Below are 23,700 nucleotides of genomic sequence, written 5' to 3'. Positions count from 1 at the left end.
GCCATCCCTTTCATTTGCAGCCAGAGGAGAGCTATGACTGAGCAAACGCGCGCCCAACGAGGCATGTATTTTGAAGATTTTCAGGTTGGCCACAAACTGGCCAGTGCCGGGCGCACGGTGACCGAAACCGATATCGTCATGTTCGCGGGGCTGACGGGTGACTATAACCAAATTCATGTCGATGCCGAATTTAGCAAAACAACGCCGTTTGGGGCGCGCGTCGCGCATGGCTTGCTGGGTCTGTCGTTTGCCTCGGGCTTGATCGTACAGACCGGCATCATGGAAGGCACGATCATGGCCTTTCGCGAGATCAACGAATGGAAGTTCATCAAACCGATCTACATCGGCGATACGGTGCACGTGGAAACCGAAGTGCTCAGCACCAAGGCGCTGCCGCGCATTGGTGGCGGCTCGATCGTGCTGCAGCTTGAGCTCAAGAACCAGACCGGGGACACTCTAATGAAAGGCACCTGGACGGCGCTGTTCCTCAGCCGCCCCAACTAGCGCCTATGCCGGAAAACCCGCCCACTGCGCCCCAGCCGCCGCATGGCGAGGGCGCCAGCGACCGTTTCCGGCGCCTCTCCGCTTCGGGCGCCCACGACCCGCAGCCCAGCCTGGGGGATACCCAGCCCAGCCAACCGGTTGCCGCGACGCCTAGCGACACCCAGCCGCAAAGCCCGCTGCCACCCGACGAAGCGCCCACCCTGTTCGGTGAGCCGCTGATCCCGGCGGGTGACTACCCGGCCCCGCCGCCGCTCGGCCACACCCCGGCCGGGCCGCGCCCCTCTATGGATGAATTCGGCATGCCCTTGCCGCGCCGCGTAGCGGAGAGCGACCCCGAGGCCACGCGGGTGACTGGGGCGGCCTACCGCCACAGCCGCGCCACCCGCCCCCAAAACGCCGAGACCACCCAGCCGCTGCCCAGTGGGGCAGGCTGGGGCGCACGCCTCAAACATTGGTGGCAGCGCGTGGGCCGCATGGGCTGCCTGCCGCGCGTACTAGTGTACGGCGGCATCGCCGCCATCCTGCTGGTGATGGCCGGGCTGGCCTTTGCCTTCTACGAATACTACGCCATCGCCTCCACCTTGCCCTCGGTGGCCGATCTGCACGCGCGTGGCTCGCAATTTGAGACCACGCGCATCCTCGATGCCAATGGCAATCTGCTCTACGAAATTCTGGATCCCAACGCCGGGCGGCGTACCTATGTGCCGCTGGAAGACATCTCCCCCTACATGCTGGCCGCCACCATCGCCACTGAGGACAAGGAGTTTTACAACCATCCCGGCTTTAATGTGATGTCGATCGCCCGCGCCTATTTCCAAAACCGCAGCGATGGCGAGATCGTCTCCGGCGCCTCCACCATCACGCAGCAATTGGCGCGCATGCTGCTCTTCTCGCCGGAAGAAGCGACCCAGCGCACCTACTTGCGCAAGGTGCGCGAGGCGATCCTGGCGGCCGAGATTACGCGCCGCTACAGCAAAGACGAAATTCTGGAGCTGTACCTCAACGAGATCTACTTCGGCAACCTGGCCTATGGCGTGGAAGCCGCCGCCGAGACCTACTTCGGCACGCGCGCCAGCGAACTGACCCTGGCGCAGGCGTCCTTCCTCGCTGGCCTGCCGCAGGCGCCCTCGGTCTACGATGTATATGTAGACCGCGAGGCCGCCTTGGGGCGCCAGCAAACCGTGCTGCGCCTCATCTATACCCTCAGCGATGAAGCGGGCTGCATCTACGTCAGCAACAGCCCCGAACGCGTGTGCGTCTCATTGGATGAGGCCGCCGCGGCCGGCCTGGCGATGTTGGAGTACACCTTCAACCCGCCCGGCGTGCAAATGCGCTACCCGCATTGGGTGCAGTACATTCGCTCGCTGCTTGAAGCGCAGTACGATCCGCAAACCATTTACCGCTCCGGCTTTACCGTGCACACCACACTGCTGCCGGAGCTACAAGATATGGCGCAGGCCACGCTCAGCGAGCATGTTGCCGCGCTGCAAGACAAGCTGGTGGGCAGCGGCGCACTGGTGGCGCTGCGCCCCAGTGATGGGTACATTCTGGCCATGGTCGGCTCGGCGGATTTTTATAACGAAGCCATCGATGGCCAGATCAACATGGCGTTGATGCCGCGCCAGCCCGGCTCTGCCATCAAGCCGCTCACCTATGTCGCCGCCTTCGAAAAAGGCTGGACGCCCGCCACGCTGCTCTGGGATGTGGAATCAGAATTCCCGCCCTCAGGCCAGCCTAGCGACCCGCGCCCGCCGTACATTCCGCAAAACTATGATGAGCGCTTCCACGGCCCGGTCACCGTGCGCAGCGCCTTGGCCAACTCCTACAACGTGCCCGCCGTCAAGGCCTTGGATTTCGTCGGCATCTATGATGACCCCGCAACCCCCGAGGAAGAGGGCCTGGTGGCCTTCGCCCATCGTTTGGGTATCACCGATCTGCAGAGTGACCAATACGGCTTGGCGCTCACCTTGGGCGGCGGCGAAGTCAAACTGCTTGATCTCACCACTGCGTTCGCCGTATTTGCCAACCAGGGGCGCCAAGTGACCCCGGTGGCGATCACGCGCATCACCGATTACTCCGGCGAGCTGATCTATGAAGCGCCCCAGCCCAGCACCCAGCAACTCATCCGCCCTGAGCACGCCTTCCTGATCAGCTCGATCCTCTCCGATAACCAGGCGCGCATTCCGATGTTCGGCGCCAACTCGGTGTTGAACTTGCCGTTCCCCGCCGCGGCCAAGACCGGCACCACCACCGATTTTCGCGACAACTGGACCATGGGCTACACCCCGGATGTGGCCGTGGGCGTATGGGTGGGCAACCCCGATAACACCGCCATGCAAGGCACCAGCGGCCTCAGCGGCGCGGCGCCGATCTGGGCCGAGTTCATGCAGCAGGCCGTCAACTTCCTGGTGGCGGGCAACGGGCGCGGCTTTGAGCGCCCACCTGGCATCGAAGAGAAGGTGATCTGCGCGCTGAGTGGCGCCGAGCCTTCACAGTATTGTGATGAGCAGCGCCGCGAATTCTTCGCCGCCGACCAGCCGCCCGCCGATGCCGACCATGACCTGTGGCAAGACATCCTGGCCGACACCTGGACCGGGCTGCGCGCCTCCAGCCTGTGTGGGGATCGTTTCACCAAAGAATATCTCGGCTTGAATGTACAAGACCCCTGGGCGATCAAGTGGCTGAGCCAAACCAGCCAGGGGCGCGCCTGGGCCGAGGCGCACGGCTTCAAGGAGCCGCTGTTCGTCTCGCCGCAGCGCCGCTGCGGCGAGGGCGATCCGCGCCCGTTGCTGGATGTGATCCTGCCCAAGGATGGCGAGCATTTCAGCCAGCATGAGGTGCAGGTTGTGGTGCGCGCCGATGCCAGCGCCAATTTCCATCACTATGAGTTGGATTGGGCGCCTGGCGAGCGGCCGGATGATGGGGACTGGCAGGGCATTGCTTCGGGCACCAGCCCGATCCCGCAGCAGCAGGCGATCTACACCCTGCCGATGGCCGAGCTGCCGCGCGGCGCACTTGCGCTGCGGCTCACGCTGTACAGCACCCAAAACACCTCGGCGGAGATCAAGCTGGTGATCTATAACGATATGCCGGAGCCGACGGCCACGCCCACCGCTACCCCCACGCAGACGCTGACGCCTTCGGCAACGACCACGATCACGCCCACACCCGCTCCCAGCATCACCCCCACACCCGAGCCGAGCGCCACCCCCTAGCAGGCACCACTAGAGCAGCGGCGCTTGCAAGGCTTCGTCGGTGAGCGGATCGAGCCGCGCCGCGTCTGCCACGCTTTCCAGCGTCAGCGTTTGGGCTGCCAGCAGGCGGCGCACACTGCGAAACTTCACGAAGCGCCAGCCGGCGGCCAGCGCCTGCTCGAGGCGCGGATCGTGCTGCACTTTGTAAAGGGCCAGCGCCGCCCGGCGGCCGGGCAGCACGATCAGGCTGTGGCTCGGCGGTGTGCTGGCATGCAGCAGTACTTCCCCCAATAGGGCAGAGGCAATTACATAGAAATTCAGTACCGGTTGTTCGCCGTGCAGCCAGCGTAGAGCGCCGCCCTCGCTTGTTGTGACGCGGTAGCCCAGGCGCGTGGCGAGCTGCTGCAGCGCGGCGCGCATCTCGGCCAGATCGGCGCGGCGTTGGCGTGGCTGGTCTTCGGCTGCCAGGCGCCAGGCCGCGCCGTCGAGCTCGCCGTAGGAGGCCAGCAGCGCGGCCAGCAAGCCCGGCGCGGGGGTCAGCAAGCCGGGAAAGATGCGGCACAAGGCGCGGTCCAGCGCGTGCTGCGATTGGGGTGGCGTGCGCAGCAGGCTGCGCACCAGCGCCATCTCCACACGGTCGGCCAATGGGGTGCGCTCGGCGTGGGTGCGGGTATGCCACCACTGCCCGCTCTCCGCTTCAGCGGCGCCGCCAAACTGCACAAACTCTCCGTGCGTGCGAATGGCGCTTTCGATTTGTTTGCGGGTATAGGTGAAGACGTCTGCCACCTCGTGCGGGGCGGGGGCGCCCATGGCCGGCTGCTTGTTGAGCAGATTGAGCGCTGCGGCTTGCAGGTATTCGAACGCGCTGGGCTGGCTGCGCTGGCCCAGCACAAAATGCGCGGCGCGGCGGATGGCCTGCTCGGCCGGCTCTTCGGCCGCTTGGGCGGCGGCCTTATACAGGGTCAGTTGCATTTCGGCGGCGGCATGGCGGTAGGCCATGCTATCGATGCGCAGGCCCGCCAGATTGGCGGCCACCGCCGCGGCCGCCTGCAGACCGCCATCGGCTTCGGGCAGCAGAGCCAGCACGGGGGTCTTCTCGCTGACCTGTTCGGCCACTGCGCTCAGCGCGGCGTGCAAGGCCTCGCTATGCCAGGCGAAGTCATAGCGCCGGCGGCGCAGCACCAACACGAACGGGCCGATGGCCTCACGCCCCCACAGCCAGCCGGCCCACAGGGCGCATAGCGTCCAGAAGGCGGGCGCCGGCCGCGGTAGCACCGTCGCCACCGCCGCCAGCGGCAGGTCACCCAACTCGGCGGCCAGGCCGCGCATGCGCCCTTCGTAGATACAAATGCCGCCGCTGGCGGGCGGGGCTTCCGGCCACTCGGTGAGCGGCAGCGGTTCAGCGGCTTGCGCCCACAGCGCGATCGAGCGCTCCATTTCAAACCAAATGTTGTACTCGCGGTACTGTGGCGGTGGGTTGAGCTGCTTGGGGCGCAGGCGCCCGCTGGGGTGCGCCCACAGCTTCGTGGCCCGGTCGCAGGCGCTGAGCAGCAACGCCGAGAGCCAGCGGCGTTCGTGCGCGTCGCCATCCAGGCTGTCCAGCCGGTTGATGATCGTGATGAGCGCATAGGCAGCCCGCGGCAGGTATGCCTGCAATGCTTCTTCGGCGTGCTGGCGGTCCGGGTCATCCGTGGCGGCAATGCGCTCCAGGGCGCGCGCCAGGGTCGGCCCGCTCATCGGGTAGGCCTGGGCACGGGCCACGTCGGCGGCATCGCAGGGGTATTCGCCTTGCGTGCCACAGAGTTTGCAATCCAGTTGCTTGGCGTACGGCGCGCTGGCCTCGCGTTCCCACAGGAAGGCTTCGGCGGGGATGAGTTGCTTGCAGTTGGGGCACTCGCTGAGATAGAGCTCCAGGATGGCCGGCTCGAGGCGCTCAGCGCCGCGGCGGGCAGCGCCCAACGCCGCCAGTGCGGCAGTGAGTTGCTCGGCACGCGGCGGCTGGGCGTGCATTTCGATCAGGAAGCGCGCCACCGGGTTGTTGGCGGCCACCAGCACGCGGTAGCCGGCACGCGCCGCCTCCACCGCCCAGTGGGGCGAGGCGCCGAACGGCTCCAGCACCCAACTGCCCGGCGCGGCGTGCTGCGCCAGCCAGGCTTGCGCCACCCCGGCGCCAACCGGCGGCAGGTAGCGCTCCAGCGGGCTGGGGGCGAAATTCCCTTGTGCTGGGAGAAAAACACTAGCGTTAGCCATACGACCCCTGATCGCCATGCTCACCAGACCCGTAGCAGACTCGACTCAGGCGGGCACAGACTCGCATCGCTTATTCCTTAGGCGGATAGAACTGCAAAATCGCTGGCGTGACCTGGCTAAGGTCTTGCAGGCCGGCGCAGAATTGTTGGCGCAGGGCGGGCGCGCCGATCACCAGGCCGGGCACCGGGTTGGCGGTGTGCGTGCGGCGGCTGAGGTCTTCCATATTCCCGTGATCGGAAGTGATCAGGATCAGGCCTTCGTCATCCGGCCAGGCTTCCAGCAGGCCGCCCAGCACGCCGTCAAAATGCTCCAGCAGCTTTACCGCGCCGGGGTGATCCTGATGGTGGCCGGCATAGTCGCTGGGCCAGAATTCAAAGAAGGCCAGATCGTAGCTACGCGTCACCGCCGCCAGGCGCTGGCCGGCGGCGTGCGGGCTGTGCACCGGGGTATCGCTGAAGCCCAGTTGGCTGCGCCAGCCTTCGCCGGTGAAATCGGCGGAGAAGCCATCGCCGTGCAGCATATCCTCGTGGGTCTTGAGGGCGATGCCGGCGCTGGTCACCGCCAGCGGGATGGCAGAGAGCAGGCGCTTGCCGCTTTCGATGCCCTTGAAGTACATTGGCGGGTACGCATTCAGCAGCGTGCTGCGGTAGCCGCGCTGGCTGAGTTGTATGAACAGATTGTCTTCTTTTACGATTGCGGCCACGGGTTTGTTGGGCTTGGGGCCGTAGTGCTCGCCGACCAACTGAGGCACATTTTTACCGGTGAGCAGCGCGGCCTGCCCAGTGGCCGACTGCGGCAGACCGGGCATGCCCAGATTGGGATCGAGCGCCAGCAGGCTGGCCCGCGCGCTCTCGCGCGGCGCGCTGCCCGCCACCAGGCGGGCGCCGCCCAGCAAACCATCGAGATGCGGCGTATTGGCCGCGGCAAAGGGATTGATGGCCGGGTCGTTCTCCCCAAAACCGATCCCGTCCATAAACAGGAAGAGGAACTTCATTGGGGGATTGTACTCTGAGCAAGAAATCAAAAAAGCAATCGATTAATCATTAATCGATTGCTTTTTGACCTGCTACCTAGGAACGGCTTTTTGACTAGCCGATTGTGCGCAATTCGCGCGGGAAGCTGCTCAGCGTGCGCGGGCCATCGGCGGTCATCACCACATCATCCTCAATGCGCACGCCGCCACGGCCATCCAGGTAGATGCCCGGCTCCACTGTGAAGCTCATTCCCTCGGCCAACGGCAGTTGGTTGTCACCACGCATGTAGGGCTCTTCGTGGCCTTCCATCCCCAGGCCGTGCCCGGTGCGGTGGGTGAAGTATTGCCCGTAGCCGTTGTCTTCGATGGCGTCACGCGTCGCGATATCCACCACGGCGCACGGCGCACCGAGGGCGCCCGCCTGGCGCCCGGCCTGGTTGGCCAGTTTGACAATTTCGTAAATACGCTTGAACTCTTCGCTGATCTCACCCACGGCGAAGGTGCGCGTCAGATCCGAGAGGTAGCCGTTATATGAAGCGCCCCAGTCGATCAGCAACAGGTCGCCCGCTTGGATCTTGTAATCGCTGACCGTGGCGTGCGGGTTGGCACTGTTGGCGGCGGCGGCCACGATTGGCGCAAAGGGCAGCTCGGGGTCGCTGCCCAGTGCATACAGCTCCTGCACCAGGATGCCGGCGATCTCTTTCTCGCTCATGCCAATTTTGATCTTTTTCAACGTAGCTTCCAGGCCACCTTCGGCAATCTCCACCGCTTTTTGCATGGCGGCAATTTCGCCGGCGTCTTTCAGGCGGCGCATGTCCGCCACCAGCTCTTCGGCAATGGGGAACTGCGTGCCGGGGAAGGCGGCTTCGAGATAGCGCAACTCCATCACACGCATGCGCAACCCCTCCACGCCGATCTTGTGTGCCGGGCCGATGTGCTGGGCTGCTTTGGCGAAGGCGTCCGGCCACTCCGCCGGGTTCTCGCCGTAGGTCACCGCATCCAGCTCAAACCCCAGCCCGGCCAGCTTGCCCTTCTCAAAATCAGGCAGCACCATCACCGGGCGCTTGCCCGGCGCCAGCAGCATCACCGCCGGGCGCTCCATCAAGTGGAAGTGCAGCCCGCTCAGATACACCTGGCTGGGGCCGGCATTTAGCGCCAGGGCATCATAGCCGCCGGCGCGCAGGGCTTCGGCCAGTTGGCTTTGGCGGCGGATCAGATTCTCAGTGGAAAAGGGATGGCTCATCGATTGGCTCGTTTCGCGTAGTGGATGGATGTGGATTATATTTGATGATCACCCGCGTTTTGGAGAGTTATGTTTCGATTGGATGAACTGGACCAAGTGGATTACCTGCGCAAGGTGCAAGCCGTGTATGCAGGCGTGCGCGACCGGCGCATTCCGGCAGAGCAGCGCTGGCAGTATTGGGTGGCGGCGCGCAACGAGCTCTTCGGCCACCATGCTGCTTCGCCGCTGGCGCCGGCCCAGCGCGCCCACTTCATCAACCTGGCGTATTTCCCTTATGACCCGGCGCTGCGGTTTGCGGTAGATGTGGATATTGACGTGGCGCCGGAGTTGTTGGCGGTGGCCGGGGCGCCAGCTAAACGCGTCGGGCGGGTTCATTTTGCCGTGGCTGGCAGCACACTCAGTCTGAGCGTGTTCGCGTTGCAAAGCTATGGCGGTGGCCTGCTGCTGCCCTTTGCGGATGCCAGTGCGCAGAGCGGGAAAACCTATGCGCCCGGGCGCTGGCTGCTGGATGGTGCCCACGGCGCAGACCTGGGCGAGGAGAACGGCAAGCTGGTGCTGGATTTCAACTTTGCCTACAACCCCGCCAGCGCCTATGCGGCGGCGGGGTTTGAGGTGCCGGCGGAGAACCGCTTAGCTTTGGCCATCCCGGCCGGCGAGCAACTCTACCCGGCGGCGGCGGCCTAAGGCTGCGTACGGAGAGCGATGCTGGACTGGAATACTCTACTATGGCATGGCGCGCTGCTGGCGCTGCTGTTTGCCAGTGTGGTACTGCTGGTGGCGCGCCGCGCCCCACGCATGTTTTTGGTGCGCGGCGAAGTGCCGCCGGATATTTTCGCCGCGGCCGCCCCGCTCAATGCGGCGGAGCAAGCGCAGTCCACGCGTGTCATGGGCGTGCTTATGGCGATCCTGGTGGGCGGCACGCTGTATTCCACATACACGTTCGCGCAGCACAGTGGGGTAGGCTACGGCGTGCTGTTCCTGCACGCACTGCTCATCCAGCTCAGCATCACTACGTTCGATCTGATCTTTATTGATTGGCTGGTGCTCAATACACTCACACCGGCTTGGTCAGTCTTTGCGGGTACCGAGGGGCTGCCCGGCTATAAGGAGTACAGCTTCCACGCCAAAGTACATCTCAAGCTGTTGCCGCGCCAGTTGTTGGGCGCGGCGGCCATTGCTGGGATTGCGTTGTTGCTAGCGCGCCTGGTCTAGAAAAAAGCCCCGCAGCTGCGGGGCTTTTTTTGATTCTAGCTAGCGTGCCGTGCTTCGTTGAGCGCCTCGGCTTCGCTCTGGCTACGGATGATTACATCGGGCAGCTCGTCTTGTACATGGCGCAAGCGCGGGCTGGTGAGTGCGATGGCCGAGATGATCAGCACCAGGATCGCCACGCAGGCGAAGAACAACGCCATGCCGCGGCCAGGGCCTACGCCCACCCAGGTGCCCAGCAACGTATCGGCCAGTGCGCCGCCGGGCATCAGGCTGGGCCGGAAGATACCATCCACCAGTGGGCCGGACAGCAGGATGGCGATCGGCGCGGTGAACTGCGCCAACATGCGCCGCACGGCGAACACGCGGCCCTGCAAGTCGGGCTCGGTCTTGCTCTGCCATAGCGCCTGGCTGCTGCCGTTAAGCACCGGCAGCACCAGCATCGAGAGAAAGCCGATCAGCGCGATCCACTCCACGGTGGCCGGGCGCAGCAGGAACAGCAGCATCACGCCCATCCAAATGCCGGAGCCGATCACGCCGTAGACGCGGCGGCGCGGGCCGCCCCAGGCGCTCATCACGATCGTGCCTACCAGCATGCCGCCGCCCACGATCGAGGACACCAGCCCGGCTTGCGCCGGCGAGCCCAGATCCAACAGTAGCGGCGTCCACAACGGTTGCAGCATATTAAGGAACAAATTGATGCCCGCAAAGTACATCAGCAATTGCAGCAACCCTGGGCGTTGGCGAATGAAGCGGAAGCCGGTGCGCATGCTGGCCACCAGGGAGGGCTTGCTGGCGGCTTCCTCCGCGGTGCGTACGGGCTCGGGGATGCGGACATACAGCAGGGTGCCCACGGCGAACAAGAAGGTGACGATATCCACCAGGATGATGTTGCCGAGGCCCCAGGTGGCGAACAGGCCGCCGGCGATGGCCGGGGCGGCCAACTGCGCCACCGCATCGGCCATTTGCACCATGCCACTGGCGCGGCCCAGTTGGGCCTGCGGCACCAGCATGGTGGTGGCGGCGGAGTAGGCCGGCCACTGAAAGGTGCCGAACAGCGAGGCCACGAAGTTTGCGGCGTAGATGTGCCAGATCTGCAGATTGTTGGTGAGCACCAGCAGCAGGATGGCGACAGTGGTCAGCCCGGCGCCGGCGTCGCTCAGGATCATCATCCAGCGCCGCGGGAAGCGATCCACCAGGGCACCGGCCAACGGGGAGAACACCACCCCAGGGATGGTGAGCGCCAGGATGCTGAGAGCGAAGGAGGTGATCGAGCCCGTCTTTTGGTAGACGTGTACGCCGAGCGCAAAGCCGGTCAGGTTGCTGCCGAGCAGCGAAACCAACTGGCCGAACCAGATAATATAAAAGGTGCGCATCGTGTGCGCACCGGGTTGTGAGGCATGCATGGTCATTGAATCGGTCCCTTGGCGCTAGTATAACGCGCCAACCAATCGCATTCTTGACAGTCCTTCGTCTGCAAAGTACAATCCTGCCTCTGAGCTTGGGCCTGTAGCGCAGTTGGGAGCGCGCATCAATCGCACTGATGAGGTCGAGGGTTCGAATCCCTCCAGGTCCACTGTGCGATACTGGCACTGGAACATTTACATCAAGTTGGCGTTCCGTTACTCGGCGAAGCCGAGTAGGACACGCCACTAGCATGGCGTAGCCATGCGTACGGGCCCATGGCGCAGCTGGGAGCGCGCCTCAATGGCATTGAGGAGGTCGAGGGTTCGAATCCCTCTGGGTCCACTAGCAAGACAAAATGAATAGTGGCCGGCCAATTGCTGGTCACGCCGGGTAGGAGTAGTAGGTTGGCTTTACGCTCACCCAGAGAGCCGGGCGCAGTGGTGCAAGCCCGGCATGCGCAAAAGCAAGCTGAACTCGCCTGCCAGCCCCTGAGGCACGGCAACGTGGCACGCGATACAGTGCACTGAGTGGCCTGCGGCGCAGGCAAAGCGGGTGGTACCGCGGGAGACATCTCTCGTCCCGATGCAAAAGAAGCATCGTGCGGCGAGAGTTTTTGTTTAAGCACGATCCGTGATTTAGGTTTTTAGCTTACAGCTTACAGCTTACAGCTTACAGCTTACAGCTTACAGCTTACAGCTAACGGCGAACCGCGAATAAGGAGCTTTATGGCAGCAAAGTACAACCCGGCCGAGATCGAGGCCAAATGGCAGCAAAAATGGGAAGCTGACGGCATCTACCATGCCGATATTGACCCCACGCGCCCCAAGCACTACGCGCTGACTATGCTGCCGTACCCCTCGGGCGATCTGCACATCGGCCACTGGTACGCCATGACCCCTTCCGATGCGCGGGCGCGCTACCAGCGCATGCGTGGCCATAACGTACTCTTCCCCATGGGCTTTGACGCGTTTGGCCTGCCCGCTGAGAACGCCGCGATCAAACGCAATATCCATCCCAAACAATGGACCTATGCCAACATCGAGAACATGCGCCGCCAATTGCGCAGCATGGGCACCATGTTTGACTGGCGCCGCGAAGCCATCTCGGCCGACCCGCAGTATTACCGCTGGACGCAGTGGTTCTTCCTGCAATTCTTCAAGCACGGCCTGGCCTACCGCAAGCTGGCCGCGGTGGACTGGTGCCCCAAGGACAATACCACCCTGGCGCGCGAGCAAGTGGTGGGCGAGGAGCGCGTTTGCGAGCGCTGCGGCACTCCGGTGATCAAGAAGAATTTGGAGCAATGGTTCTTCCGCATCACCAACTACGCCGATGAGTTGCTGCAGTTTGCCGGCATGGATTGGCCCCAGCCGATCGAGACGCGCCAGACCAATTGGATCGGGCGCTCCGAAGGCGCCAATGTGGTCTTCAAAACCGAAAGCGGCGATGAGTTCACCATCTTCACCACCCGCCCGGATACCCTGTGGGGGGCCACCTTCATGGTGCTGGCCCCTGAGCACCCGCTGGTGGCGCGCATCACGACGCCGGAACAGCAAGCCGAGGTGCAAGCCTACATTGCCGCGGCCACGCGCCAGACCGATGTAGAGCGCGAATCGACGGAGAAAGAAAAGACCGGCGTATTTACCGGTGGCTATGCCATCAACCCGGTGAGCGGCGAGCGCGTGCCGGTGTGGATCGCCGACTATGTGTTGATGACCTATGGCACCGGTGCCATCATGGCCGTGCCGGCGCACGATGCGCGTGATTTCGCCTTTGCGCGCAAGTATGGCCTGGCGGTGCGCCCGGTGGTGCAGCCCTCCGGCGCCGAGGTGGATGGCGCCAGCCTGACGGCGGCGATCACCGCACCCGGCGCGATGCACAACAGCGGCCCGCTGAGCGGCACGCCAGCGGCGCGTGCCATCCCCGAAACGATCGCCTACCTGGAGAAGCTCAAGGTGGGCGAGGCGGCGGTCACCTACCGCCTGCGCGATTGGCTGATCTCGCGCCAGCGCTACTGGGGCGCGCCGATCCCCATCGTGTATTGCCAAGACTGCGGCGCCCAACCGGTGCCCGAGGCGCAGTTGCCCGTGGAGTTGCCCGAAGACATCGAGTGGACGCCCACCGGCGAGAGCCCGCTGAAGCTGCACCCCACCTGGAAGCACACCACCTGCCCGCACTGTGGCGGGCCGGCCGAGCGCGACACCGACACGATGGATACGTTTATGTGCTCCTCGTGGTATTTCCTGCGCTATCTGAGCCCGGCCTACGCCGAGGGGCCGTTTGACCCCAAGGAATACGCCTACTGGATGCCGGTGGATACCTACACCGGCGGCTCCGAGCACGCCGTGATGCATTTGCTGTATGTGCGCTTCTTCCACAAGGCGCTGCGTGACATCGGGATCGGGCAGGGCGATGAACCCATGCTGCAATTGCGCAACCAGGGCCAGATCCTCTCCAGCGATCACCAGCGCATGAGCAAATCGCGCGGCAATGTCGTCGATCCGGACCAGCAGGTGGCCTTGTATGGCGCCGATACCGTGCGCGCCTATTTGATGTTTGGCTACCGCTGGTCTGAAGGTGGGCCATGGAGCGATGAGAACATTCAGGGCGTGGTGCGCTGGATGCACAAGGTGTGGAGCCTGTTTACCGATACCCCGCCGTTGCCCGGCAAGCCCGCCGCCGCGGCAGCCAAGACCCTGCGCCGCAAGGTGCACCAGACCATCCAGAAGGTTTCGCGTGACCTGGAGAGCTTTGAGTTCAACACGATCATCTCAGCCTACATGGAGCTGGCCAACAGCATGGCGGAGCTGCGCGGCGAGGTGGAAGGCAGCCCAGAGTGGGACGAAGCCAAAGACGTCTACCTGCGCCTGATGGCACCGGTTACCCCGCACATCGCCGAGGAGCTGTGGGCCCAGTCGGGCAAGCCCTACTCGGTGCACATGCAGCCCTGGCCGCAGGCCGATGAGGCTGCCGCCCGCGAGGATGAGATCACCCTCGTGGTACAGGTCAACGGCAAGCTCAAGGATCGCATCACCCTGCCGGCCGGTCTGAGCGATGAGGAAGCCAAGGTGCAGGCCCTGGCCAGCGAAGCCGTGATCAAGGCGCTGGAGGGCAAGACGCCACGCCAGGTCATCGTGGTCAAAGGCAAGCTGGTCAATATCGTAGTTTAGTGACACTTAACCACAAAGGCACACGGGTCACAAAGCAAATCTCTTTGATTTAGAAACTTTGTGATCTTGTGCCTTTGTGGCTGTTTTGCATTCAACTGTCATTGCGAGGCCGCGCAGCGACGCAGCTGCTGAACAACGAAGCAATCTCGAACTTTTGCCGCAGATGAACACAGATGGACGCGGATGCAGCCTTTTATCAGCACGCCCCCACACTCAGCAGAAGATGCACAAACCCGTCTGTCATTGCGAGGCCGTGAAGCAGCGCAGCCGCTGAGCAACGTAAAATCCCTCAACTCGCCACGCAATAACCTTTGTGCCCTTTGTGTCTTTGTGGTTGATTTGCTTTTGACTCCGTCTGTCATTGCGAGGCCGTGAAGCGGCGCTAGCTGCTGAACAACGAAGCAATCCCCAACCCGCCGCAGCCTGCATCTACACAAGCTTTTACATCGCAACAACCTTTGTGCTCTTTGTGTCTTTGTGGTTGATTTTGCTTTTTACTCACTGATCACCTGCGCACCCCCCAGGCCTCGTTGTATCATTCACCCATGGAATGGCTGCGGGGACTTTGCAAAGCGCCGCGTACCCCCGGCGAACCGCCGCACTGGCGCGCCGCCGGCATGGTGCTGCTCGGTGCACTAGGCCTCGGCTGGCTGCTGCGCGATGCGCCGTTGCTGGGCTGGGATTGGTTCTACACCCTGCGCGCTGGCGGCGATATCGATGTTTGGTATCCGGGCTGGACCAAGCTACTGACCTGGCCGCTGGCGCAGTTGCCCTGGCGCTGGGGGCTGGCCTTCTCCAACGGGCTGATGCTGGCCGCAGTGGCCATCGCCACCTACCAGCAGCGCCGTGACCGCAGCAGCGCCCTCGGCGCGCTGCTGGCCTTGCTCAGCCCACCGGTACTGGTGCTGCTGTGGGCCGGCAACGTGGATGGCTGGGCGCTGCTCGGCTACCTGACGCTTCCCTGGGGCGTGCCCTTGCTGCTGATCAAGCCCACGCTGGGCGCCTTCGCCCTGCTTACCCGGCGCAGTTGGTTTCTGGCTGGGCTGCTCTTCGCCGCGCTCACCCTGCTGGTTTGGGGCTGGTGGCCGGCGCAGGCCATCGGCATGCATGTCACCGGTGGCAACCTGCACAGCTCTTCGAGCATGGGCTGGTATATCCTCGGCTGGCCGATTGGCCTGGTGGGGCTGGGCTTGCTGCCCTTCACCAATCGCAAAGACCCCTGGCAAATGATGGCGGTTGGCGCCTTTCTCATGCCGTATGTCTTCCCATATCACTTTATCTTGATGCTGCCGGTGTTGGGGCGTTGGCGCGGCTTGCGCCAGTGGCTGGTATGGCTGGCGAGCTGGACGCTGGCACTATCCTTCCTCTTCGGCTATGCCGCCGCCTGGATGGGCTACGTGTTCCCGCTGGCCGTGTGGCTGCTGGTGGCCGCCGAAACCCGCCGCGAGCAAACCTGGCTGGCTGCAATCAGCCACCAGATTCATCGCTTAATCAATTGATCGCAGGGGGATGAAGCTAAGCCGCTCCGCCCAGGCGCGCCCGCTCTTCGTCGGCGATGCTGGGTTCGAGCTTCTTGTACAGCGGGCCGGGCTGCTGCAGGGCGCGGCCGCCCTCCAGCGTGCTGGGGCGCCAGTGGCCGGGGATCGCCGCCGCGCGGTAGCGCAGCGCCAGATGCTCGCCCAGGTCATCGCTGACGGTTTCGGTGTATTGCTCGCCGAACAGCGGGGCATGGTAGCCCAGCATCTGGTGCAGCGCCTCGCTGGTGTGCGGCAGGAAGGGCGCCAGGAGCAGCTTCAGGTTATCGATGGCGCGCAGCGCGGTGTAGATCGTCTTGCCGGCGGCGTCCTTATCGGTCTTCACTTGGGTCCAGGGCGCCTGCTCATCCAGGTAACGGTTCACCTCGGCTGCCAGGCCCATCGCTTCGCCCAGGGCACCGCGCAACTTCACGTTCTCGATCAATTGGCCCACGCTGTCGTAGCCGGCCTCAATGCTGGCCAGCAGCGCTTCGTCTTGCGGGCGCAGCGCCCCGGGCTGCGGCACGCGGCCCTCCCAATGCTTGGCGGCGAAGGACAGCACGCGGTTGGCCAGGTTGCCCCAGGTGGCCACCAGCTCATTGTTGTTGCGACGCACAAAATCATCCCAATCCCAATTGGCGTCGCTGCTCTCGGGCATATTCACCGTCAGGTAATAGCGCAGCGGGTCGGCATCATAGCGGCTGAGAAAATCCAGCCCCCATACGCCCCAATTGCGGCTGCCGGAAATCTTGCGGTTCTCCATATTCAGGAATTCGTTGGCGGGCACGTCATAGGGCAGCGTCAGCGGCTTGCCTTGCTCGCCGCTGTAGATCGCGGTGAACTGTTCGCCCACGCCGATCAGCTCGGCCGGCCACATGATCGCGTGGAAATCGATGTTGTCTTTGCCAATGAAGTAATACGCCCGTGCCGCCGGGTCAGTCCACCAGCGTTGCCAGGCCTGCGGCTCGCCACTGAGGGCCGCCCATTCGATGGCGGCGCTCAGGTAGCCGATCACGGCTTCGAACCACACGTACAGGCGCTTGCTGGCCCAATCGCCATCCTGCACGGGCAGCGGAATGCCCCAATCCAGGTCACGCGTGATCGGGCGGCCGTGTAAGCCTTCGCTGCGGATCCAGCCCAGCGAGCGGTTGACCACATTGGGGCGCCAGTAGCTCTGGCGCGTTTCAAGGAACTGCATCACTTCAGGTTGCAGTTTGCCCAGATCGAGAAAGTAGTGCGTAGTGGTGCGCAGTTGCGGGGTGGAGCCGTCTTCCTTGGCGCGCGGCTGGATCAGTTGCGTGGCATCGAGCACGTTGCCACAGTTATCGCACTGGTCGCCGCGGGCGCCTTCAAAGCCGCAGATGTAGCAGGTGCCCTCTACATAGCGATCAGGCAAAAACTTGCCCAGGCTGGCGGAATACCACTGTTGCTGTTCTTCCGTGTAGAGATAGCCGTTTTCCTTCAGCGCCAGAAACATGGTTTGCGAAACTTTAAAATGGTTGCGCGTGTGCGTGCTGGTGAACAGGTCGTACTGCAGGCCCAGCTTTTGGAACAGCTCCACAAAGCCGGCATGGTAACGTTTGTAGATTTCCACCGGGGTCACGCCCTCGGCGTCAGATTTCACGGTGATCGGCGTGCCGTGCGCATCCGAGCCGGAGACCATGAGCACCTGATTGCCGCGCAGGCGGTGGTAGCGGGCGAAAATATCGGCAGGCAGGTACGAGCCGGTTAGATTCCCGACGTGAATTTCAGCGTTGGCATAGGGCCAGGCAACGGCCACCAGAATGTGTTTGCTCATCTTCGTTGGTGAGTATACAACGAGTGCGACTAATCGATTAATCTACAATCGATCAATCGCTTGGATTTGATTTTGCAGCTGCAAGAGTAGCCAGTTATCCGAGCCAAGAAAATAGCGGCACCCAATACGGATCGATCAGGTTGGCCAGCGTGCCCCACATCAGCCCCAGCAGCGCGCCGCCAATGACATCGCGCGGGTAGTGCGCGCCGACGTACATGCGCGTGAAGCCCACGCCGAGGGCGACGGCGAAGAGCAGCGCGCCCAGCCACGGCCCGGGCTGGAAATGGTGATACAGCAAGGTAGCCAGAAAGAAGATCTGCGCGGTGTGCCCGCTGGGAAAGGAGCGCCCCGGCTCACGCCAGCCCACGACGCGGGCGTTGGCATTGGTGAGGAAGGGCCGCGCCCGGTCCGTCAGCGCCTTGAGCAGCTCCACCATGATCGAGAGCGTCAGAACGCCCAGCGCCAGTTGCAGCGAGAGATCCTGATTGCGCTGGAACAGGTACAGGCTCAGGCCGATGGCCAGCGCGCCGTTGCCCAGTTGGCTGAAGGTGCCCAGGGCAATATCCAGCCAACGCGGGCGGCGGCCGCGCAGGTTGAAGAACAGGAAGGCGCGGTTATCGATCTCCTGGCCGCGCGCCCACAATAGCGAGAGCGCCAGCAGCCCCAGTACCAGCAAGGGCAGGATCAGGCTGCGCCGCAGGAACAGGGCGCGCCACAGCACCTGGCGTTGCTCCGCCGGGGCAAAGCTGAGCAGGAAGATCAGCCCGGCCAGGCAGGCCACGAAGATGGCGATGCGGTAGGGGAGCGGGCGTTTATGGGCGGTGGGTTTGGGGGTTACCTGCTCTTGCAGGCTTTCAACCAGGGGCGGTGTGTTGGCTTTGTTGGGCATCCGTTGTGGGCTCTATTTCTTGCGGGCTTTGCGGCCGGCCATCACCGTCAGGGCTTTGGGCAGCACCTCGATCGTGGCGGCGCCGCGGCCCAGCTCGAGGCCATCGGCCATGATGTTCATCGCAGGGCGCGAGTGTAGCTTAAGTTGGCGCACCTGCACATGCTGAATGGATTGTTGATCGATGTTGCCCGCCAGCGAGCGCATGGCGAATGAGATCAGATGGAACTTGGTCATATCCGAGAAGACGAAGACATCCAGCTTGCCATCGCGAAACGAAACGTGCGGATCGATCTGCAGATTGGGGCCAATGTAGCGCATGTTGGCCACCAGCACCATGTGGCCGTGCGCCGCCAGGGTGCGGCCCGGGCCACGCCCGGCCGCATCCAGGCTCAAGCGCGCCTCGCTGGGCTCGGCTGCCATAAAGGTGGAGAGCCATTCGCCGATGCGGGTGACATCGCCGTGCTGCAGCTCGTCGGTCAGCTCGTACATATCCGATAGCAGGCCGATCGTCACCAGCTCCAGAAAATAGCGCGTGTTGCCGCCGCTGCGTGCCTTGCCCACATCAATGCGTGTGGGCGTGCCGTTGCGCAGCAACGCCACCGCCCCGGGGATATCGGCAGGGATGTTGAGGTTGAGCGCCAGGTTGTTGCGCGTGCCGATTGGGATCACTCCCAGGCGTAGCGGCGTGCCCACCAGGTGGTGCGCTACGCTATCCACGGTGCCATCGCCGCCGGCCACGGCGATCAGCCGCGTGCCGTCACGGCGGGCACGGCGCACCACGGCGCGCACATCGGCGCCGGGCTGCACCACGAACACCTCGGGCGCCAGGTCGTGGGCTTGCATCGCCAGCAGGATATCCACCAACTGCTGTGGCGATTGCTGCTGGTTGCCAGCGGTGTGATTGTAGATCAGTTTGATCTTTTGTGGGGCCATGCTATCGCCAACGGGGTGGGCCAGGGCGTGTTATCGCCCAGCGGGGCTAAGTGTACTGTGCGGCGCCTTTCATTGGTAAGGAATCCGGCCTGGCGAGCGACTATACCTATTGAGCAAGGTATACTTGTGCGAAAGGGTACAAATGACCGAAGCCAGCACCCAAATTCTTGACGTTACCTCTGCGGCAACTGACAAAATTGCCGAATTGATTCGCACCCGCGGCAAGCCCGGCTTGGCCGTGCGCGTCGGCATCCGCGGCACGCTGCCCGGTGGCGGCTACCAGACGGAGTTCAAGTTCCAAGACCGGCGCAATGCCACCCCTGAGGATATTGTGCAGCCTGCCGGTGAGTTCGATTTCCTCTTCGATCCCGATGTAGCCAAGAAGGTGCAGGGCTGCCGCGTAGACTACGATGACCAGCGCTATGCGGCGGGCTTCAACATCGAATACCCGCCGGCGCCGTTTGGCCCGCCGGCTGAGCGCATTCGCTCCGACTGGAGCGATCCGCTGGCGGTGCGCGTGCAGCAGGTGATCAACGAATACATCAATCCCGGCGTGGCCGGCCACGGCGGCTGGGTGCTGTTGACGGATGTCAAGAGCACCTCGGTCTATGTGGAGATGGGCGGCGGCTGCCAGGGCTGCGGCCTCTCGGCGGTTACGTTGCGCCAGGGGATCGAGCGTGCCATCATGGAAGCCGTACCCGAGGTCACCGAAGTCATCGATATCACTGAGCATGGCGAGGGCGAGAACCCGTATTACTCGCAAGACGCCGCCCAGGCGGTCAATGGCGCTTCGCCGCTGGCCTAGCTAGGCGCAGGAAACGAAACCACAAAGGACACAAAGCGTAGCTTCGTGTCCTTTTGTTTTCACTTGCATTCATCATTGCCGTCGAGCGGGGAGGGAGCAATTGTCTAGAAATGGCGTATCCGCGTCTATCTGTGTTCATCTGCGGTTAAAAAGTAGAAGATTGCTTTGTTGCTCAGCGGCTACGCCACTAGTGGCATTTGCAATGACCTAAAGGATTCCTCCTCGCGGCTACGCCGCTCGTTCGGAATGACAGACCGTCGCGCGAGCAATCCCCAGGCCTGTTTGCTTATTCACTTGGGGATTGCTTCGTTGTTCAGCGGCTACGCCGCTTCACGGCCTCGCAATGACAGTCGGGTTGCGCACCTACTGGCTGAGTGTGTGGGCGCGTTGATAAAAGGCTGTATCCGCGTTTATCTGTGTGCACCTGCGGCAAAAGGTGAGGATTGCTTCGTTGTTCAGCGGCTGCGCCGCTTCACGGCCTCGCAATGACAGACGGGCAAAACAAAAAAGCCGCTCAACGAGCGGCTTTTTTTATCATCGTGGTGGCGTCAGCCTTCCTGGGCGTAATCGCGCAGTTGGCGGGCGCGCAACGGATGGCGCAGGCGGCGCAGTGCTTTGCCCTCGATCTGGCGGATGCGCTCACGGGTCAAGCCAAACTTCTCGCCCACCTCTTCCAGCGTGTAGTAGCGCCCATTCTCCAGCCCGAAGCGCAGGCGCAGGATACGCGCCTCGCGCGGGCTTAGCGTACTCAGTACTTCGTGTACCTTCTGCTCCATCATATTCTTGTAGGCGCTTTGGCTGGGGCTGGGGCTGTTTTCGTCTTCCACGAACATGCCCAGCTCCGAATCCTCTTCGTCGCCCACCGGGCTTTCCAGGGAGAGCGGCAGCCAACTGACCCGCAGCATCCAGTCCACCTTGCCCACCTCTTCCTTCATCTCTTTCGCCAGCTCATCCAGCGAGGGCGGTTGGCCGTTCTTCTGCTCCAGCATGTGCGCGGTTTTGTACAGCAAGCGGATACGGTCGATCATGTGTACCGGCACGCGGATCGTGCGGCCCTGATCGGCGATCGCCCGCGTGATCGTTTGGCGGATCCACCAGGTGGCATAGGTCGAGAAGCGGAAGCCGCGGCGGTAATCAAACTTGCTGACCGCTTTCATCAGGCCCAGGTTGCCCTCCTGGATCAGATCGAGGAAGGGCACGCCGCGCGCCATGTACTTCTTGGCGATGCTCACCACCAGGCGGGTATTGGCGCGGATCAAATGATCGCGCGCCTGGCGGCCGTCTTCCACCAGCGCTTCCAGTTGGCCGCGCTTGGCGGCGCTGGCCGGCTGCTTCTTGAGCTGGCTGAGCGCCTTCTTGGCTGCCTCCATACGCTTGGCCAGGCTGACCTCTTGCTCCATGGTCAGCAGCGGCACGGCCGACATTTCCTTCAAATACAGGCCCACCGTATCGATGACTTCGTCGGCGGGCAGCTCGTAGGCTTCGGCCGCATCGGCATCCGGCTCGGCTGTGCCGAGCGTGGCCAGGCTGTCCTCTTCGTTCTCGTTCTCTTCGCTCAGATAATGCCAGCGCAGGCGCTCAAAGTCTTCCATCTCGTTGGGTAGGAAGTGATTGGGCGTGCTGAACAGCACCGGTTGCTCCAGTGAATCGTCATCAGGCGGGGACTGAAAAGACATAACTCCTCCTTGGTACTCGTACGCTACCGAGCTACTCTTTTGGGTCCAACAGGTCTTTCAACGCGGCGAAGCGTGGATCGGGCGCCTCGTCCGCGGGGGGTTGCGGGTCTTGCGGGTGCTGGGCATGCCCGCACTCCTGCTGGTTGCGATTGGTGCCGCACACCACGCACAGCCCCTTGCAGTCGGGGCGGCACAGCGGCGTGATCGGCATATCCAGCAGCAGGTATTCGCGCGCCAGCGGTGCCAGATCGATCTGGTGGCTGGGCGGTACTAACAGGTGCGCCTCGGTCACCGAACGCTCGTCAAAGGCGTACAACTCGGTGAACTCGGTGGCGATCGCCTGGTCAAACGGCTCCAGGCAGCGCACACAATCGGCGGCGGTGCGCCCACTCAGCGCCACCTCAGCCACCAGGCCTTGCGGCGTACGCCCAAAGGTGACGCTGCCCTTCAGCTCGCGCACCGTAAAATCCTCGGAAAGCACCATTTCGCCCACATCAAATTCGATGGTGCGGCTATAGCCGGCATCGGCCTTGACCAGGAAACCGACATTAATGCGTAAAGGGTTGCGCTTAGCCATTGGGAAGGGGGTAGGGTGCCGTTAGGACGAAGTTAGGCCTTTGATTCAAAAAGAATCCTTTGCTTTGCAAAGGATTCTGTGAAAGTTTCGTAGATTATAACAAAAATTGCAGAATCGGTCAATACGCGCCCCAAAATGCAGGCGGATTCGCCGATTCGCGCCTGCTAGTGCTGGCCGGGTACTGGTTTGTAGAGTCTTTGTTCTGAATCCAGCTACAATCCCCGCATGACAGATCTGGTGCTGGCCACCAATAACTCCGGCAAACGCGGCGAGCTGGCCGCATGGCTGGCCACGCATGGCCTCGCCAGCCTGCGCCTGTGGACGCCCGCCGAACTCGGCTTGGAGCTGCAGCCTGAAGAAAGCGGCACCAGCTACGCCGAGAATGCTATGATCAAGGCGCGCGCCTTTGCGCAGGCCAGTGGCCGCCCGGCGCTGGCCGATGACAGCGGGCTGGAGGTGGCTGCCCTGGGCGGCGCCCCCGGGCTGCATTCGGCGCGCTATGCCCCGCAGCCCGATGCCAACGATGCTGACCGGCGCCAGCATTTGCTGGCGGAGCTGGCGGCGCACCCCGCACCCTGGCCGGCGCGCTTTGTAGCCACGCTGTGCCTGGCGCTGCCCGACGGGCGCCAGGGCTTTGCCGCCGGCGAGTGCGCCGGCGAGATCAGCCCCGCGCCGCGCGGGGCGGGCGGCTTTGGCTACGACCCGATCTTCATCGTCGCCGGCAGTGGCGGCCGCAGCATGGCCGAGCTCAGCCTCGAGGAGAAAAACCAGCTCAGCCATCGTGCCCGCGCCTTGCAGGCACTTCTGCCCCACTTGCGCCAGTTGTAAGCGCCGCGGCAGAATCTGCGCAGCAAAGCAGCTATAATCCGATGAATCAGTAACCATTCCTTAAGGACACTGCATGACTTACGAAGAAGTGCTTGCAAAAGTAGTTGCCGAAGGCGCCATTCGCGCTTTTCGCCTGAGTGATAACACCGCCTATGCCTACCGCTTCAAGGATGGCAAATATGAGGCGCGCACGCTGATCGCCCGCGAGGGCGCCTGGGAGCTTGGGCGCATCGTGGTGAGCGGCAAGGCCATCGGCCGCACCGCCGATGGCTGGTATCCCGTCGTCGGGCTGCCGCTGCGCGCCCAGCCCATCGCCGGGGCCGAAGACAACTCCGGCTTTAGCGCGCAAAGCCTGCGCCAGTGCTACTCGTGCAAAGAGTTCAAGCCGGAAGCCGAGTTTGCCCGCGCGGGGGGCGATTCGCACCGCAACTGGGAATGCAACCAGTGCTACGAGCGCCGCACGCGCGAATGGGCGCTGTTGGCCCCGGCGCGCCGCGGCGATTTTCTCGATAAGGACACCCTGGTCTCTCCGCCGCCACCCCAGGGGACGATTTAATGTCGCTACGTAAACTGTTCGCCCTCGGCCTTGGCCTGATGGGGTTTATCTTCCTGCTGCAGGGCCTCGGCCTCACCGCCAGCCTCTTCCCCAGCTTTATGGATAATGACCTGCGCTGGTCGCTGGTGGGCATTGTGGCCCTGCTGGCCGCGCTGTTCTTGTGGCCGCGCAAACGCTGAG

19 protein-coding genes and 2 tRNA genes are annotated in these 23,700 nt (G+C 63.3%); 12 read left to right on the top strand and 9 right to left on the bottom strand.

The window, feature by feature from the left end; translation table 11 throughout:
* Positions 1 to 33: 33 nt before the first annotated feature.
* Both KF821_09865 and KF821_09860 read left to right on the top strand, forming a co-directional pair.
* A complete protein-coding gene (locus KF821_09865; protein ID MBX3006114.1) occupies positions 34 to 504 on the top strand; it encodes a MaoC family dehydratase N-terminal domain-containing protein in 471 nt (156 codons plus the stop codon).
* 5 nt (positions 505 to 509) lie between these two features.
* A complete protein-coding gene (locus KF821_09860) occupies positions 510 to 3,719 on the top strand; it encodes a transglycosylase domain-containing protein (GenBank protein ID MBX3006113.1) in 3,210 nt (1,069 codons plus the stop codon).
* 9 nt (positions 3,720 to 3,728) lie between these two features.
* Here KF821_09860 and KF821_09855 read toward each other — a convergent pair whose 3' ends face one another.
* The 3 genes from KF821_09855 to KF821_09845 form a co-directional block, all read right to left on the bottom strand.
* On the bottom strand, positions 3,729 to 5,948 hold the full coding sequence (locus KF821_09855) for a hypothetical protein (protein ID MBX3006112.1): 2,220 nt from the start codon (positions 5,946 to 5,948) through the stop codon (positions 3,729 to 3,731).
* 70 nt (positions 5,949 to 6,018) lie between these two features.
* Positions 6,019 to 6,942: an alkaline phosphatase family protein gene (locus KF821_09850; protein MBX3006111.1), complete on the bottom strand. Its 924-nt coding sequence runs from the start codon at positions 6,940 to 6,942 to the stop codon at positions 6,019 to 6,021.
* A gap of 94 nt (positions 6,943 to 7,036) precedes the next feature.
* Entirely contained in the window at positions 7,037 to 8,164 is a 1,128-nt protein-coding gene (locus tag KF821_09845) for an aminopeptidase P family protein (protein MBX3006110.1), read from the bottom strand.
* A gap of 69 nt (positions 8,165 to 8,233) precedes the next feature.
* Between KF821_09845 and KF821_09840 the strand changes: the two genes are divergently transcribed.
* Together KF821_09840 and KF821_09835 are read left to right on the top strand one after the other, a co-directional pair.
* On the top strand, positions 8,234 to 8,848 hold the full coding sequence (locus KF821_09840) for a DUF1684 domain-containing protein (GenBank protein ID MBX3006109.1): 615 nt from the start codon (positions 8,234 to 8,236) through the stop codon (positions 8,846 to 8,848).
* A gap of 18 nt (positions 8,849 to 8,866) precedes the next feature.
* Positions 8,867 to 9,376 (top strand): hypothetical protein, encoded by a 510-nt coding sequence (locus KF821_09835; protein MBX3006108.1) that lies wholly within the window; start codon positions 8,867 to 8,869, stop codon positions 9,374 to 9,376.
* A gap of 35 nt (positions 9,377 to 9,411) precedes the next feature.
* Here KF821_09835 and KF821_09830 read toward each other — a convergent pair whose 3' ends face one another.
* Entirely contained in the window at positions 9,412 to 10,782 is a 1,371-nt protein-coding gene (locus tag KF821_09830) for an MFS transporter (GenBank protein MBX3006107.1), read from the bottom strand.
* A 91-nt stretch (positions 10,783 to 10,873) separates the two neighbouring features.
* On the opposite strand from KF821_09830, the gene KF821_09825 reads away from it, so the two are divergent.
* The 4 genes from KF821_09825 (at position 10,874) to KF821_09810 (ending at position 15,443) form a co-directional block, all read left to right on the top strand.
* Positions 10,874 to 10,946: transfer RNA gene (locus KF821_09825), tRNA-Ala, on the top strand.
* A gap of 100 nt (positions 10,947 to 11,046) precedes the next feature.
* A tRNA-Ala gene (locus tag KF821_09820) sits at positions 11,047 to 11,119 on the top strand.
* A 383-nt stretch (positions 11,120 to 11,502) separates the two neighbouring features.
* Positions 11,503 to 13,944, top strand: a complete 2,442-nt coding sequence (gene leuS, locus KF821_09815; GenBank protein MBX3006106.1) for a leucine--tRNA ligase — start codon at positions 11,503 to 11,505, stop codon at positions 13,942 to 13,944.
* 545 nt (positions 13,945 to 14,489) lie between these two features.
* Positions 14,490 to 15,443, top strand: a complete 954-nt coding sequence (locus KF821_09810; GenBank protein ID MBX3006105.1) for a hypothetical protein — start codon at positions 14,490 to 14,492, stop codon at positions 15,441 to 15,443.
* Between the two features lie 16 nt (positions 15,444 to 15,459).
* Here the strand turns inward: KF821_09810 and metG are convergent, their stop codons facing one another.
* The 3 genes from metG to KF821_09795 form a co-directional block, all read right to left on the bottom strand.
* The gene (metG, locus tag KF821_09805; protein ID MBX3006104.1) at positions 15,460 to 17,256 is read right to left on the bottom strand and encodes a methionine--tRNA ligase; all 1,797 of its coding nucleotides are present in this window, start codon (positions 17,254 to 17,256) and stop codon (positions 15,460 to 15,462) included.
* A 94-nt stretch (positions 17,257 to 17,350) separates the two neighbouring features.
* A complete protein-coding gene (locus KF821_09800) occupies positions 17,351 to 18,145 on the bottom strand; it encodes a phosphatase PAP2 family protein (protein ID MBX3006103.1) in 795 nt (264 codons plus the stop codon).
* A 12-nt stretch (positions 18,146 to 18,157) separates the two neighbouring features.
* Positions 18,158 to 19,078, bottom strand: coding sequence for a hypothetical protein (locus KF821_09795; protein MBX3006102.1), 921 nt, complete (start codon positions 19,076 to 19,078; stop codon positions 18,158 to 18,160).
* Positions 19,079 to 19,220: 142 nt separating this feature from the next.
* Here KF821_09795 and KF821_09790 point away from each other — a divergent pair, with 142 nt between their 5' ends.
* Complete coding sequence (locus KF821_09790; protein ID MBX3006101.1) at positions 19,221 to 19,883, top strand: NifU family protein; 663 nt, start codon at positions 19,221 to 19,223, stop codon at positions 19,881 to 19,883.
* 548 nt (positions 19,884 to 20,431) lie between these two features.
* Here the strand turns inward: KF821_09790 and KF821_09785 are convergent.
* Both KF821_09785 and KF821_09780 read right to left on the bottom strand, forming a co-directional pair.
* Positions 20,432 to 21,559: a sigma-70 family RNA polymerase sigma factor gene (locus KF821_09785; GenBank protein MBX3006100.1), complete on the bottom strand. Its 1,128-nt coding sequence runs from the start codon at positions 21,557 to 21,559 to the stop codon at positions 20,432 to 20,434.
* Between the two features lie 31 nt (positions 21,560 to 21,590).
* Positions 21,591 to 22,136, bottom strand: coding sequence for a DUF177 domain-containing protein (locus KF821_09780; protein ID MBX3006099.1), 546 nt, complete (start codon positions 22,134 to 22,136; stop codon positions 21,591 to 21,593).
* Between the two features lie 225 nt (positions 22,137 to 22,361).
* Between KF821_09780 and rdgB the strand changes: the two genes are divergently transcribed.
* The 3 genes from rdgB (at position 22,362) to KF821_09765 (ending at position 23,699) form a co-directional block, all read left to right on the top strand.
* Entirely contained in the window at positions 22,362 to 22,964 is a 603-nt protein-coding gene (rdgB, locus tag KF821_09775) for an RdgB/HAM1 family non-canonical purine NTP pyrophosphatase (GenBank protein MBX3006098.1), read from the top strand.
* A 73-nt stretch (positions 22,965 to 23,037) separates the two neighbouring features.
* Positions 23,038 to 23,520, top strand: a complete 483-nt coding sequence (locus KF821_09770; protein MBX3006097.1) for a hypothetical protein — start codon at positions 23,038 to 23,040, stop codon at positions 23,518 to 23,520.
* Positions 23,520 to 23,699, top strand: coding sequence for a hypothetical protein (locus KF821_09765; protein ID MBX3006096.1), 180 nt, complete (start codon positions 23,520 to 23,522; stop codon positions 23,697 to 23,699). The genes KF821_09770 and KF821_09765 overlap by 1 nt, the downstream gene beginning before the upstream one ends.
* Position 23,700 lies beyond the last annotated feature (1 nt).

This window comes from Anaerolineales bacterium, from assembly GCA_019637755.1.
Taxonomy (GTDB): Bacteria; Chloroflexota; Anaerolineae; order Anaerolineales; family UBA11579; genus JAMCZK01.
The sequence above is the reverse complement of the archived record's forward strand: the minus strand, read 5'-3'. Positions and strand labels throughout refer to the sequence as shown.

Excerpts from the sequence above, each read along its gene's own strand:
- KF821_09865 (MBX3006114.1), top strand. The coding sequence starts at position 34 with ATGACTGAGCAAACGCGCGCCCAACGAGGCATGTATTTTGAAGATTTT.
- KF821_09860 (MBX3006113.1), top strand. The coding sequence starts at position 510 with ATGCCGGAAAACCCGCCCACTGCGCCCCAGCCGCCGCATGGCGAGGGC.
- KF821_09855 (MBX3006112.1), bottom strand. The coding sequence starts at position 5,948 with ATGGCTAACGCTAGTGTTTTTCTCCCAGCACAAGGGAATTTCGCCCCC.
- KF821_09850 (MBX3006111.1), bottom strand. The coding sequence starts at position 6,942 with ATGAAGTTCCTCTTCCTGTTTATGGACGGGATCGGTTTTGGGGAGAAC.
- KF821_09845 (MBX3006110.1), bottom strand. The coding sequence starts at position 8,164 with ATGAGCCATCCCTTTTCCACTGAGAATCTGATCCGCCGCCAAAGCCAA.
- KF821_09840 (MBX3006109.1), top strand. The coding sequence starts at position 8,234 with ATGTTTCGATTGGATGAACTGGACCAAGTGGATTACCTGCGCAAGGTG.
- KF821_09835 (MBX3006108.1), top strand. The coding sequence starts at position 8,867 with ATGCTGGACTGGAATACTCTACTATGGCATGGCGCGCTGCTGGCGCTG.
- KF821_09830 (MBX3006107.1), bottom strand. The coding sequence starts at position 10,782 with ATGACCATGCATGCCTCACAACCCGGTGCGCACACGATGCGCACCTTT.
- leuS (MBX3006106.1), top strand. The coding sequence starts at position 11,503 with ATGGCAGCAAAGTACAACCCGGCCGAGATCGAGGCCAAATGGCAGCAA.
- KF821_09810 (MBX3006105.1), top strand. The coding sequence starts at position 14,490 with ATGGAATGGCTGCGGGGACTTTGCAAAGCGCCGCGTACCCCCGGCGAA.
- metG (MBX3006104.1), bottom strand. The coding sequence starts at position 17,256 with ATGAGCAAACACATTCTGGTGGCCGTTGCCTGGCCCTATGCCAACGCT.
- KF821_09800 (MBX3006103.1), bottom strand. The coding sequence starts at position 18,145 with ATGCCCAACAAAGCCAACACACCGCCCCTGGTTGAAAGCCTGCAAGAG.
- KF821_09795 (MBX3006102.1), bottom strand. The coding sequence starts at position 19,078 with ATGGCCCCACAAAAGATCAAACTGATCTACAATCACACCGCTGGCAAC.
- KF821_09790 (MBX3006101.1), top strand. The coding sequence starts at position 19,221 with ATGACCGAAGCCAGCACCCAAATTCTTGACGTTACCTCTGCGGCAACT.
- KF821_09785 (MBX3006100.1), bottom strand. The coding sequence starts at position 21,559 with ATGTCTTTTCAGTCCCCGCCTGATGACGATTCACTGGAGCAACCGGTG.
- KF821_09780 (MBX3006099.1), bottom strand. The coding sequence starts at position 22,136 with ATGGCTAAGCGCAACCCTTTACGCATTAATGTCGGTTTCCTGGTCAAG.
- rdgB (MBX3006098.1), top strand. The coding sequence starts at position 22,362 with ATGACAGATCTGGTGCTGGCCACCAATAACTCCGGCAAACGCGGCGAG.
- KF821_09770 (MBX3006097.1), top strand. The coding sequence starts at position 23,038 with ATGACTTACGAAGAAGTGCTTGCAAAAGTAGTTGCCGAAGGCGCCATT.
- KF821_09765 (MBX3006096.1), top strand. The coding sequence starts at position 23,520 with ATGTCGCTACGTAAACTGTTCGCCCTCGGCCTTGGCCTGATGGGGTTT.